This window comes from Acinetobacter sp. P8-3-8 (genome assembly GCF_000214135.1).
GTDB lineage: Bacteria > Pseudomonadota > Gammaproteobacteria > Pseudomonadales > Moraxellaceae > Acinetobacter.
On the sequence record NZ_AFIE01000003.1, the window covers coordinates 161,545 to 173,549 of the forward strand.

The following is a 12,005-nucleotide window of genomic DNA, read 5'->3' on the forward strand; positions in this document are numbered from 1 at the left end:
ATAACTTATGATGCGCTCATAGCTCAGCTGGATAGAGCACTTGGCTACGAACTAAGGGGTCGGGAGTTCGAATCTCTCTGAGCGCACCAATCAAGTTAATCGTGATGTAACGAAGTCGATAGCTCGACAACACAAGTATTGCGCTCATAGCTCAGCTGGATAGAGCACTTGGCTACGAACTAAGGGGTCGGGAGTTCGAATCTCTCTGAGCGCACCAACTTGAACACATCGAAAGATGAAAAATAACCGCTTAATTGCGGTTTTTTTGTGTCTGGAGTTTGGTTGTTAACTAATGATTGGTTTTAAGTTCTTAAGTAAATTAATACGATAAGCAATCTTTTTCCAAAAATACCACGTAATGAATCCTAATGTTGCAATTGTGGCGAATGCCTTTCCAACAGTGTTATTGATCATACTCCATGAAAATAGGACACTAATAATAACTAAAATAAACCAAAAGAACGCAAAGTAAATAATTTCTGCAATGAGTAGAGAGTTCACAAATATAGTCCTTTTTTTTGAATCTGAAATTCTGACTAAGAATGTGTAACGATGTTGGAACCCGAGTAGATTTTCTGAAAATACTTCACCTTTTGTGATGAGAATACGATAAAAAGTTTCTTCATCTATGGAGTAATCGAGCTCAGTTGCGTTAGATTCTATAGGGGATTGAGCTATTTCTGTTTCATTCTTTTCAAGCCATTCATCTACTTCGGGGCAAGGTAGTAACTCTTTACCGAAACCATCTATAAGTAAATACCGATCTTGAGAGGTTTTGAATTCATATGTTGGTAAGCACGCTAAATTATGATGTTCAGAACTAGGATTAAGATGTTTTTCTTCTAGCCAGTTAATCATTGTACGCATTTCTAATTCGGCTTCTTCACTGCTGTAATCAATATACATTGAAAGGATATCGTAAACGTCTAAGACAATAATGTGCTGAGAATAATTCTGCAAAAACTGAAGAAATGTAGTTGCTAATATTTCAACTCGTTCGTTATTGAATAACGGAGTCCAAATACTTAGGCGTTCTTTGAATGTTGTAATACATTGATAAGCAGGTGCTTCAAATCGATAATAAAGTTCATCACTATCATTGCTTAGTTTAATAATGTGCTCAGTTCTAAACAACGCTAACCAAAACAATGGAATCGCATATTTAACTTCTTGGTAAATGTCATGCTCAGCTATTTCACCATCTGTTCGATCTAAATTGGATGAAATCCAAAGTGTTGAATAATGTCCCATTTTTCTCATTGTTTTTGAGTGATGAAAAAGATGATATAACAAGTTGATGATATTTGAATCAAAAAATCATTTTTTAGAAAACTCTAAACGTCTATTCTTGTCGCAGGTGTATTGAATCGACCGCTATTTTCAACATAAAAGCTTTAAAATAGATCTAAGAATAGAGACATGTGAAATAACAACATGACGAAATATACAGATGGATATTATATTTATGAACATATTGATTTCATTTGCCATCTTGAATTAAAACAATGTGATGGTTGCGATCGAACTTTAACAGGTTTTGTTTATGAGCTTAAAATTCAAAGCCTAGAGAATGAATACGTGATTTTCTGTGCTGAATGTATGGAAATCCTTGAGATTGTAACGGCTGAATAGGGGGATGTATTCTTTGTTTATCCGTAATGTGCAATGGATGAGAAGTGATAGATCGTCCAAATACTAAACATTCAGTATGTAATCGATAAAATAACCCTTAACAAAAACGTGAAAAGGCGTATAATGCGTCCCATCAAGACGTCGCGCTCATAGCTCAGCTGGATAGAGCACTTGGCTACGAACTAAGGGGTCGGGAGTTCGAATCTCTCTGAGCGCACCACTTGAATACATCGAAAGATGAAAATTACCGCTTAATTGCGGTTTTTTTGTGTCTGAAAATTAATATAGATTTAAATTAACGTCAGTTCGGGACAAGCTCTGATGTAAGTTATTGAAAATATAGATCAAGCAAAGCGGAGTCTTACCGTTTAAAGTCAGATACAAGGATTAACCTTCGGTTCGACCTACTTTTCTTTCGGGAAAAGTAGGCAAAACCATTTGTCAGTCGCCAACTCAACAGATACTATCAAGTATCAAATATATTGCAAAAACAGAGTATATTGCAGATCTTGCGGAATATATTCCTCATGCCTCGAACAATGCGACTGACGTTTCCGTGTATCATATAGTTGGGATATATCGAGCTTAGGTTAAATTAGAATAAAAATAAATACTTACTTTTTTAAGCTAATAATCTAAGTGACTCAAACTATTTGATTTTCTGTACAAAAATTGCATTCGCACCCACAGCAGGCAACATTTCATGGTAAGGCAAACTACGTGCTGCTCTAAGTAAAAAAGGTGCTTTTTCATCAACTTTCATGGTTGTGGTCATTTTCAATAAAGTGTCATTGCCTTGTGGGAAAAACTGAATCTGTCCTTTTAAATAACGTAAATCTCCACCATTGGCATAGAAATTATTTTCAGTAGGTTTCGGATAAGCAAAATGCATTTTAAAATCAAAAGGAATACTAATCACACCAAGTCCAACACTGACTTTAAATTCAGCGTCTTGTTCTTGCTGATTGAGCGCAGTGGTGGTGATGCTTTTAATTTGTTTCGGGAATACTTCTTTGTAGGACATGGGTTGCGTCCATTTCTGCATGTGTTGTGGGGTGGTTTTAAAATATTGATAAGTGGTGGTAAATCGTAAAGCTTCACGACCATGTGTATAAGGTACGGTGCTCGGATTCAAAATAATACTCACGGGCTGTTGTGAATTGGCACTGACTTGAGCAATTTTATTCACCTGAGTGCTGTTGAGTTGAGGATTTGGGAATTGTCCTACATTAAGTGCCGTCACTTTCTTCTGACTCAAACGGATTTTTAAAGCTTCTAAAATAAAAGCATTGGTACTTTGCGGAGCGCCTAATTTAAGCTCAGGAAAAGCGGAGATGATCTGTTTAAATAAGAAACCTTGCGGTTGATTTAAATCACCCCATTGGGTGAGCGTAATCAACGTCTTTTGATCTCCCAAACTAAACCATTCAAATTTGCCTAATCCATAGGGGATCGGGGCATCAACCACCAAACTTGAAATACTGTTTACTCCAATTTGGTGTTGAAAGACCACATCCTCATTAAAATTCAATACTGGAATGGGGGTAGGAATAGAAATTCTGTATTTAACTTGGCTGACATTGCCAGCTTTCTCTATGACTTTTGCAGATTTTAATGTTGGGAATAAACCCACATACTGCGTGTAATTACTCAATATTTTGGCAACTTCTTGGCTACTCACAGGAACAACAATCGCTGCGGTAGAAAATTTAGCAATGGGTTGAGTGCTGCTTTTTAAAGTCGGTAGGGCGGTTTTTACCGCAGGATGTGAGTAGATTAAAATATTATCTTGAGCAATTGCAGCCACTTGTTGGATATTGTTATCGAAAGGTTTTATTCCACTGGGAATATTGTCAGTCCATGTGATTAATTTTGCACAACTGATCGAGCTAATACTACTCAGAAGAATAAGGCAAATCATTGCGTGAAAAGTGTTCATCATTTTTCCTTTATTGTTATTCGAGCCCATACAGGAGCTGGGAGCGCTATTTTTAAAATGATTTACCAGATAACAATAGAGGTGTTCTGTAATTCAGGATGAAAAGCATCATGCTCATTCAAATCTAGTGTAATATCTTGGCATCGTAATTGATTTGTATTGAAACAACTATGTCAGACAGTAAGCCTGCATTATCAGCACGTTATTATCTTAATTTAGAAGAATCTCAAGACGGTTTTAAGCTTGCCACTTTTGGTAAAAAGCAAATCAGTCAATTACTTACACCTTTGATCAGTATCGGGATTATTGCGTGGGGTATTTACCTTGGTTTTGATGGTGTGGGTCAGTACTATGTTTATTTAGGTGGTTTTTTCCTTATTTTACAAATACTCATGCGTTATTGGTTTTTACCAATGATGTTTAAAAGACAATTCGTAAAATATCAGTTTGGTAAAAGTGAACAAGGGATCGAGCTATTTCAAGATTATGCTGAAATTTTTAGTAGTGGTCGTCCGAAACAAGTTTTCCACTATGCTGATGTACAAAAATTTGCAGAAGGTAAGCTGACGTATATGATTGAATTGAAAAATCGAACGGTGATCATCGTACCAAAGCGTGCGTTTGAAGCTTCAGCGGAGCAATCCATTTTTGTAAATACATTTAAAAAATAAGATCAAAGCGTTGTTATTGAGTCTGGTCAATCATGGGTATTGACCTGCAAAGTTGTTAAATGGTGATGAAATAAGAAGGGAGCAATATGAGTACACGTCCATCTAAAATTGTGTGTGTCGGTCGTAGTTATGCAGCGCATGCCGCAGAATTAGGCAATGCGATTCCAGATCGTCCAGTCTTATTTATCAAACCGCCCAGTACGCTGATCTCGTTGGAAGACGGTATTTCTTGGAATGAGAATTGGGGCAATTGCCACCATGAATGTGAATTAACTTTACGTATAGACCAGCCTTTAAAAGGTGAAACTAACCCTGAGAAGGCACTTGAAGCAATTGGTGCCGTCACGTTGGGTTTAGATTTAACTTTGCGTGATTTACAAGATGATTTGAAGAAAAAAGGTCAGCCTTGGGAACGTTCGAAGGCGTTTGATGGTGCATGTGTTCTTGCAGATTGGGTAAGCTTAGATGAAGTGAAAGATTGGTCTGCAATCACTTTTGAATTTGCTGTGAATGATCAAGTTCGTCAAAAAGGGGATACTTCATTATTGATTTTTGATATTGGTTATTTACTGGCAGATATTAGCCAAGTTTTTTCTTTAGAACCTGGTGATGTGGTGATGACGGGTACGCCAGCAGGTGTAGCAGCATTGGCTTCAGGTGATCAATTAACCATGACTTTAAATGGTCAGAGTCATGATTTTGTTTGGAAAACTTTTGTGAAGTAGGATTTTGTGAAGTAAGATTTTCTATTTCAAGTTTATAGTGAATACAAGCGGATTAAAATAAAGGTTTTAATCCGTTTTTTATCATCCATGATTTAATAAATTTTATTGGGCATGTCTAAATCAATAGATAAATGACGTCAGTTCGGGATAAACTTTGATGTAAGTTATTGAAAAGATAGATCAGGCACAACGGAGTCTTACCGGTTAAAGTCAAATGCAAGGATTAACCTTCGGTTCGACCTACTTTTCTTTCGGGAAAAGTAGGCAAAACCATTCGTCAGTCGCCAACTCGACAGATACTATCAAGTACCTAATATATCGCAAAAACAGTATATTGCAGATGTAGCCCTGCCTCGAACAATGCGACTGACGTTTCCGCGTATCATATAGTTGGGAACATATCTTATCTCGAACTCAGGTTAAATAAGTTAAATCAACGATGTAGTAATTTTCTAAACTGATCAGGTGTGATTTTCATCCAACGCTTGAACATATTAATAAAGGCTGATGAATTGGCATAGCCCAAATCCAAAGCAATATTTTCGACTGTTCTCCCTTCATCTAACATCGACATCGCTTTCATCACTTTTAAACGTTGTCGCCACTCATTCAAAGACATCGAAAGTTCTTTCAAACTTAAACGCGCTAAAGTACGTTCAGTCATGTTTATGCGTTTGGCTAAATCTTCTAAAGTGCTGTTATCCGTAGGATCTGCATGTAAAAAATCTAAGAGTTGTTTAAGTGTAGGGTGTTCTGTATGTGGTAAATAACTTCCAATGAGTTCAGCATGATGTAATTGATCCAATAAAACTTGAAGAAGACGTAAATATTCAGGATCTGTTTCCTCCATAAGATGCTGTTTTAAGTGCTGTAAAATTGCAGTGACCAATGGAGATGATAAAAGAATGCCTGCTTGTTGAGGTAAATGTTCACATAAAGATTCATGTATATACAAAGTCGCATGTGATACCGATGTCCGATTTAAACCACTGTGATTCAAATGAGGTGGTAACCAAATTCCGTAGGGCGGTGGAGTGATATAATTCATTTGCTCAATATTCACTTCCATCACGCCGTTAAATGCATAAACGAACTCACCCCATGCATGACCATGTTCAGGATAAATTGACAAAGCAGGATCATCTCGGAAATGTAGCCATAACGGTGCGCCAATAACATCATTGGTTTTAAGCCGTGTTGGAGATTCAAAGGATGACTTTATTTTTTTTATCATTTGAAAATGCCTGAATAAAAAGATTTGTTGTCTGTTTTAAAGTATATCCTACAAAATTGACAGGATTATAGTGTATTCAAGATCATCCTATTTGAGTCACGTCTGTGGATATGCGCAAAGCACTCGATGCAAAAGCATCCAGTTTAATGGTGGGTATTTGTATCATTTGGGGAATACAACAGGTGGTTTTGAAAATTGCCGCCGCAGATATTTCACCGATTATGCAAATCGCAATCCGTTCAGGCTTATCAGCGCTTATGGTTTTGCCCTTGATTCAATTGCAACAAGGGGTAAGCTTATTTTCTAAAGAATATTTTATACCAGGCATTTGGATTGCTTTATTATTCTCAGCTGAGTTTTTTCTTGTAGCTGAAGCATTGCGCTACACCACAGCCTCACATAGCGTAGTGTTGCTCTATACCGCTCCAATTTTTGTGGCTTTAGGGCTGCATTGGAAATTACCCACTGAACGTTTGGCGATGATCCAGTGGGGAGGGATTTTTATTGCTTTCCTTGGAATTGTTGTGACATTTATGGGACGGGATGATCAGGCTGTCGGTTCTGACATGCTATTGGGTGATGTTTTAGCGCTGATTGCAGGGATCATGTGGGCACTCACCACGATTTCTTTAAGATTGACCAAATTGTCCGATGCACATCCAACCCAAACTTTGTTTTATCAATTGCTCGGTGGTTTTGTGTTTTTATTCCCTTTGGCTTTTATTTTAGGACAAGCTGAAATTCATTGGACAATCATCGCTATAGGGAGTTTGGCTTTTCATACCTTGATAATGTCGTTTATGAGTTTAATGCTGTGGTTTTGGCTGTTGCGTCATTATCTTGCCAATCATTTGGGGGTATTTTCTTTTCTGACACCAATTTTCGGTATGATTTTTGGCGTACTCTTTTTAAATGAACGGATTGAATTAAATTTTATTGTGGGCACAGCTTTGGTGGTACTCGGTGTGATGGTGGTAAGTTTACATGTTTGGATTGAAAGAAAATTACATCGATTTGAATTTATTAAAAGCCCTAAATGAACCATTTAAGATGACAGTATTCAGATGAAATATTTAAAATGAAAAAGCTAAAATGAAACAGATCAATCGCTATACATGGCTTGGCTTATCCTCCATTTTAATTTGGGCAAGTTTGGTTGCCGTAGTTAAGTTGATTACGGAATCTATTAGCCCAATTTTAGCGCTTGCGCTGATTTATAGTTTTAGTGCGCTGTGTATTTTGGGTTTAAATGGTTTTCCTAAAATGAGTCAAATGCCCAAACACTATATATGGGGTTGTGGAAGTCTTTTTGTTTGTTATGAAATTCTATTTTTAAGTTCAGTTGCCTATTCACATAATCATGAACAAGTTTTAATCATTGGCATGATTAATTATTTATGGCCACCTTTAACGGTTTTTTTGGCAATTTTAGCGAAACAACTGAGTTATCGATGGCCTGTTATTTTAGGTTTTATTCTCGCTATTCTCGGTTTAATGATGGTGGTGAATCCTGATGTTTTAGCCCTATCAAAATTTTGGTCTGTGTTGCAACAAAATCCAATGGCGTATAGTTTTGCCTTAATCGGCGCCGTTTTATGGTCTTGTTTTAGTGTGTTTACTAAAAAATACGCGCAAGGGCATAATGCAGTTCCGTTCTTTTTTGCAGTGACTGCAATAGCGTTATGGGGCATACATTTTATTTCCGCTGAGCCTTTTACTTTACCAAGTTTGGGAATGTGGGGTGCTATTGTGATGACAGGAAGTTTGATTGGGATAGCATATAGCCACTGGAATCAAAGTCTGCAATTTGGCGATATGAAATTACTGATTTTAGCGACTTATTTTATGCCGATACTTTCTTCTGTGATGTCTATGCTGATTCTAGATGCAACACCACAATTGGCTTTTTGGATTGGGACAATACTGGTCACTATCGGCGCGTTGATTTGTTGGAAAAGTACAGCAGTAAGACATTAGCAAGACATTAAATAATGCGATCTATTCATTCTACAGAAGATAAAAATAAAGAGGCAGTAGGATAAAAACGGACTGCCGATATGAACTTCAAACGATTTACATTGATCAATTAAGATTTGATAAGATTCGGGATGTGCATAGACAACATCCATGTTAGCTCATGCAAAAGACCCACTATTTCCGTGATTATTTATCAAAAATTGCTGAAAGCGGTATGGATAATTTGGCTGCCAAATATTCATCAGATTCGATAAGTGATGGGCCAAGTTTTTGCATCCACGTGTCATCGTCATGGATATTTTTAACATCATTACGATTGGGGAGGGTATAAGGTAAGGCTTGATAAAATGACCAAAAATCAATGGTATCCAAATTTCGAACAAGCACGTATTCATCATTATCGGTGCGTTTTACTAAGTTTTGTTTTTCCAACAATAATATATACGCAGGCCAGCGACCGATCTCTCCACGACCTAATATTTCTAATGCTTCGGCATCTGTAACAGTTTGTCCAGTTTGTTGTTTTTTATAGAATAACTCTAAAATATCCAAGAGCATTAATACAGGATGCCGTGTTTGTACTTTTCCAGAGTGAAATGCTGTCAGTGCATAACTAATTTCGATCCCCAAAAGTACAATATTCCATGACATAAAAATCCATAATAGGAAAATAGGAATCGCTGCAAATGCACCATAAACAACGGTATAACTGGTGAAATTGGTCATGACAAAACCAAATAGGTTTTTGAGTAATTCAAAAACCACAGCGCTAAACAAACCTGCAATCGCTGCGGCTTGAACGGGGACACGACGATTAGGAATAGTCCAATACAGGATAAAAAAACCAAGGACTGTGAGTGAAAAAGAGATAATCCAAAACACAGCAGTCCCATCAACTTCATAGCCTGCAAAGTTATTACTCAGGATACTCATGGACGCCAAAGTGGATGAAATGATGAAAGCACTTCCCAGTAAAATTGGGCCGAGTGAAATAATCGTCCAATAGCGCATAAAACCAATGATACCATTACGTGTTTCTTGAACTCGCCAAATTCGATTAAACACAGTTTCGATACTGGTCAGCATCATCACGGTGGTAATAAATAAAAATAGAATACCGATAATCGTAAGATTGCTTGAGTTTTCTGTAAAAACATTAAAAGCTTTATCAAAAGCAATACTGGTTTTAGGCAGAAAATTGCTATAAATCATTTGTTGTAATTGTTGTCGAGCAGGTTCTAATGCTTTGATGGAGGAAATAATGACTAAAAAAACGGTCAGCATTGGTACAACCGCAAACAAAGTGGTATAGGTCAATGACCCTGCTTGCTCTCGACAGCGATCGGTTTCAAAACGACGCAGTACAAATAAAATGAATTGAAACCAAGTTTGATTGTAAAAGGGAAGTTTTTTCAGTAATTCAAGCATATATCTTTTATCTCAATTATTTTCAGCATATATTCCATTTTCACTGACTAGCTTACCCAAAAATGAAGCAAAATACCGTATAGTTTATTTTTAAATTTGAATATCTACAAATATGCAAGCTTATGTTTTAGTTTTATATTACAGCAAATACGGCTCTACTAAGGAAATGGCGCATCTCATTGCCAATGGTATTGAGTCTGCTGGAATGGCAGTAAAAATTCGAACAGTGCCGAATCTTTCAACGGTTGTAAAAGAAGCAGAAGCCAGTATTCCTGAGCAAGGGGATATCTATTGTACGCTGGATGATTTACAACATTGTGCAGGTTTGGCTTTAGGTTCTCCAACACGCTTTGGCAATATGGCTTCTGAAATGAAATACTTTTGGGATCAGACGACAAGCCTTTGGTTAAATGGTGCATTACATAATAAACCTGCTTGTGTATTTACCAGTTCTGGTTCAATGCATGGCGGACAAGAAAGTACTTTACTGACCATGCTTCCACCTTTATTTCATCATGGCATGATGATCATGGGTTTAACCAATGCTCATCCTGCATTGTCGAACACCAAATCTGGAGGAACGCCGTATGGTGCAAGCCATGTGAGCGGACCACGACATGATCAAGGTTTGAGTCAAGATGAAAAGGCGTTGTGTGAGGAGCAAGGTAAGCGTTTAGGTGCAGTGGTTAAGAAATTAATTGCGTAATAAGTTTGAGTTTATTCTTTTAATTTTTAAACTCAATACAGTCTTTGTTTTATTTAAATATAAGCTGTAAATAAAATGATCAATAGCGTAATCAAAGGCTTCATTCTTCATCGTTGATTGATGAATGAAGCCTTTTAATATTGGGTTTTATTCAGGTTTTTCTACTTTTTCCACATTGAAGCGATGTTTGCATTTTTTACATTGATAATCAAAGAAGATACTTTGGTCGACAACTCCACCAGCTTTTTTACCAAAACGTCTGCCTAAGAAACCACCTGTAATTCCAACACTGATTGCACCCACAAAAGTTCCTACTGTGCCCCCAACAATGACACCTAAAGGGCCTGCTACTGTTCCAATTGCAGCGCCCACGGAAGCACCAGCAGCTGCTCCACCCACTGTACCTGCTGTTGCTCCAGCAGAGGTAAGTAATACAGTACCTGCTTTTTCGAGTAGTTGTTCGTGGTCACGTCGTTCTAAGTCAGTTGAACCACATTTTGGACAACTTATGGTTTGTTCATCAGTCATTGATCTTTACTCGTCGTCGCAAATATAGACGAAATTTCCATGCACTTTAAATAAGTCCATTTATCCTTCATCACGCTATCGTCTCATCCTTAGCAAAGTTGAAATAATGCTAAAGCAGATGATGTTTTTCTTGATTGTAAAGGAATATCAAAGCAAGTCTTTATATTTTATGTGAATACGCAAGCTTAAATTAAGCGCAATTCATTCACGATTTCACTTTAAGGCGCATTAAACTTTCCTGACTGACACTACACACCAACTGACCGTTTTGCCAGAAGTGACCATAATTCATTCCTCTCGATTGGCTGGAACGTGTCGCATGCATATCATAAAGCAACCATTGATCTGCTCTAAATGGATGATGAAAATGAAGGCTATGGTCTAAGCTAGCACTACGAATACCACCATTGGCATAACTTACACCATGTGGTCTGAGTGACGTGGTGAGTAAGTTGTAATCTGAATAATATGCCACGATTGCCTGATGCATCATGACTGTGTCTAAATCTTCAGGAATCTTTTCAAAAGTTTGGACATATTCAGCATAAACTGCTGGATTTTTAACAGGTTTAAATGGGTTAAAAGGATGTACAGGATGCATCCTTAAATTGAATTGCTTCATTAACAATGAGCGTTTAGCTTCTGGTATATCCGCATAAATCAATTCTTTATGTTGTTGTTCTGACATAAGTTGATCAGGTGCAGGGTATTCAGGCTCAGGACATTGATATTCCAAACCTTGTTCAGGTTTCGCAAAAGATAGCAGTGCAGAGAAAATGATTTCTCCATCTTGTAAGGCATGTACTTGACGTGTTACGAAGCTTTTTCCATCTCTTAAATTTTGTACTTGATATAAAATAGGTAAGTCCGTGCGACCACTGCGTATAAAATAAGCATGCATGGAATTTACAGGTCGATCAGTGGTTTTAGAAGCTGCAATCAAAGCTTGTCCGAGAATTTGCCCACCGAATAAATGTGAACCGAACAATTGGGTACACTGTCCTTGAAATAAGTATTGGTCTAATTGTTGTACATTCAGTAGATCAACAAGTTCTTGTGTAATTGATCCCATTCTATTTTATAGCCTAAATCATCATGTCGACTCAAATATAGTGAAAAACATAAAAGAAATGAATGGTCAAAATGTTTATTCTATTTTCATAAA

12 protein-coding genes and 3 tRNA genes are annotated in these 12,005 nt (G+C 37.2%); 9 read left to right on the forward strand and 6 right to left on the reverse strand.

Annotation, left to right across the window (positions count from 1 at the left end; translation table 11 throughout):
- The first annotated feature begins 12 nt into the window (after positions 1-12).
- Positions 13-89: transfer RNA gene (locus tag GGG_RS0103015), tRNA-Arg, on the forward strand.
- Between the two features lie 51 nt (positions 90-140).
- Positions 141-217 (forward strand) — tRNA-Arg (locus GGG_RS0103020).
- 68 nt (positions 218-285) lie between these two features.
- Here the strand turns inward: GGG_RS0103020 and GGG_RS0103025 are convergent.
- Positions 286-1,251, reverse strand: a complete 966-nt coding sequence (locus GGG_RS0103025) for a hypothetical protein (protein ID WP_010112146.1) — start codon at positions 1,249-1,251, stop codon at positions 286-288.
- A 183-nt stretch (positions 1,252-1,434) separates the two neighbouring features.
- Here GGG_RS0103025 and GGG_RS0103030 point away from each other — a divergent pair, with 183 nt between their 5' ends.
- Both GGG_RS0103030 and GGG_RS0103035 read left to right on the forward strand, forming a co-directional pair.
- Positions 1,435-1,632 (forward strand): hypothetical protein, encoded by a 198-nt coding sequence (locus GGG_RS0103030; RefSeq protein ID WP_010112147.1) that lies wholly within the window; start codon positions 1,435-1,437, stop codon positions 1,630-1,632.
- 143 nt (positions 1,633-1,775) lie between these two features.
- A tRNA-Arg gene (locus tag GGG_RS0103035) sits at positions 1,776-1,852 on the forward strand.
- A gap of 429 nt (positions 1,853-2,281) precedes the next feature.
- On the opposite strand, the gene GGG_RS0103040 is transcribed toward GGG_RS0103035, so the two are convergent.
- On the reverse strand, positions 2,282-3,571 hold the full coding sequence (locus GGG_RS0103040) for a hypothetical protein (RefSeq protein ID WP_010112148.1): 1,290 nt from the start codon (positions 3,569-3,571) through the stop codon (positions 2,282-2,284).
- Between the two features lie 170 nt (positions 3,572-3,741).
- Here GGG_RS0103040 and GGG_RS0103045 point away from each other — a divergent pair, with 170 nt between their 5' ends.
- Positions 3,742-4,242 carry a YcxB family protein gene (locus tag GGG_RS0103045; protein WP_010112150.1) on the forward strand — a complete coding sequence of 167 codons (501 nt, stop codon included), beginning with the start codon at positions 3,742-3,744 and terminating at the stop codon, positions 4,240-4,242.
- An 86-nt stretch (positions 4,243-4,328) separates the two neighbouring features.
- Positions 4,329-4,967, forward strand: coding sequence for a fumarylacetoacetate hydrolase family protein (locus tag GGG_RS0103050; RefSeq protein ID WP_010112151.1), 639 nt, complete (start codon positions 4,329-4,331; stop codon positions 4,965-4,967).
- A gap of 433 nt (positions 4,968-5,400) precedes the next feature.
- Here GGG_RS0103050 and GGG_RS0103055 read toward each other — a convergent pair whose 3' ends face one another.
- Complete coding sequence (locus GGG_RS0103055) at positions 5,401-6,201, reverse strand: helix-turn-helix domain-containing protein (protein WP_010112152.1); 801 nt, start codon at positions 6,199-6,201, stop codon at positions 5,401-5,403.
- 104 nt (positions 6,202-6,305) lie between these two features.
- Between GGG_RS0103055 and GGG_RS0103060 the strand changes: the two genes are divergently transcribed.
- Positions 6,306-7,241, forward strand: coding sequence for a DMT family transporter (locus GGG_RS0103060; RefSeq protein WP_010112153.1), 936 nt, complete (start codon positions 6,306-6,308; stop codon positions 7,239-7,241).
- Between the two features lie 52 nt (positions 7,242-7,293).
- Positions 7,294-8,178, forward strand: coding sequence for an aromatic amino acid DMT transporter YddG (gene yddG, locus GGG_RS0103065; protein ID WP_010112154.1), 885 nt, complete (start codon positions 7,294-7,296; stop codon positions 8,176-8,178).
- Between the two features lie 186 nt (positions 8,179-8,364).
- Here yddG and GGG_RS0103070 read toward each other — a convergent pair whose 3' ends face one another.
- A complete protein-coding gene (locus GGG_RS0103070) occupies positions 8,365-9,606 on the reverse strand; it encodes a YihY family inner membrane protein (protein ID WP_010112155.1) in 1,242 nt (413 codons plus the stop codon).
- Positions 9,607-9,718: 112 nt separating this feature from the next.
- Here GGG_RS0103070 and wrbA point away from each other — a divergent pair, with 112 nt between their 5' ends.
- Positions 9,719-10,312: an NAD(P)H:quinone oxidoreductase gene (gene wrbA / locus GGG_RS0103075; protein ID WP_010112156.1), complete on the forward strand. Its 594-nt coding sequence runs from the start codon at positions 9,719-9,721 to the stop codon at positions 10,310-10,312.
- Positions 10,313-10,459: 147 nt separating this feature from the next.
- Here wrbA and GGG_RS0103080 read toward each other — a convergent pair whose 3' ends face one another.
- Together GGG_RS0103080 and GGG_RS0103085 are read right to left on the reverse strand one after the other, a co-directional pair.
- Complete coding sequence (locus tag GGG_RS0103080) at positions 10,460-10,840, reverse strand: hypothetical protein (protein WP_010112158.1); 381 nt, start codon at positions 10,838-10,840, stop codon at positions 10,460-10,462.
- 205 nt (positions 10,841-11,045) lie between these two features.
- Complete coding sequence (locus GGG_RS0103085; protein WP_010112160.1) at positions 11,046-11,912, reverse strand: acyl-CoA thioesterase II; 867 nt, start codon at positions 11,910-11,912, stop codon at positions 11,046-11,048.
- Between the last annotated feature and the right edge of the window lie 93 nt (positions 11,913-12,005).

What these genes read in the sequence shown, in the direction of transcription:
- yddG (WP_010112154.1), top strand. Translation starts at nt 7,294, where the DNA reads ATGAAACAGATCAATCGCTATACATGGCTTGGCTTATCCTCCATTTTA.
- GGG_RS0103055 (WP_010112152.1), bottom strand. Translation starts at nt 6,201, where the DNA reads ATGATAAAAAAAATAAAGTCATCCTTTGAATCTCCAACACGGCTTAAA.
- GGG_RS0103050 (WP_010112151.1), top strand. Translation starts at nt 4,329, where the DNA reads ATGAGTACACGTCCATCTAAAATTGTGTGTGTCGGTCGTAGTTATGCA.
- GGG_RS0103025 (WP_010112146.1), bottom strand. Translation starts at nt 1,251, where the DNA reads ATGGGACATTATTCAACACTTTGGATTTCATCCAATTTAGATCGAACA.
- GGG_RS0103070 (WP_010112155.1), bottom strand. Translation starts at nt 9,606, where the DNA reads ATGCTTGAATTACTGAAAAAACTTCCCTTTTACAATCAAACTTGGTTT.
- GGG_RS0103085 (WP_010112160.1), bottom strand. Translation starts at nt 11,912, where the DNA reads ATGGGATCAATTACACAAGAACTTGTTGATCTACTGAATGTACAACAA.
- GGG_RS0103040 (WP_010112148.1), bottom strand. Translation starts at nt 3,571, where the DNA reads ATGAACACTTTTCACGCAATGATTTGCCTTATTCTTCTGAGTAGTATT.
- GGG_RS0103080 (WP_010112158.1), bottom strand. Translation starts at nt 10,840, where the DNA reads ATGACTGATGAACAAACCATAAGTTGTCCAAAATGTGGTTCAACTGAC.
- GGG_RS0103030 (WP_010112147.1), top strand. Translation starts at nt 1,435, where the DNA reads ATGACGAAATATACAGATGGATATTATATTTATGAACATATTGATTTC.
- GGG_RS0103045 (WP_010112150.1), top strand. Translation starts at nt 3,742, where the DNA reads ATGTCAGACAGTAAGCCTGCATTATCAGCACGTTATTATCTTAATTTA.
- wrbA (WP_010112156.1), top strand. Translation starts at nt 9,719, where the DNA reads ATGCAAGCTTATGTTTTAGTTTTATATTACAGCAAATACGGCTCTACT.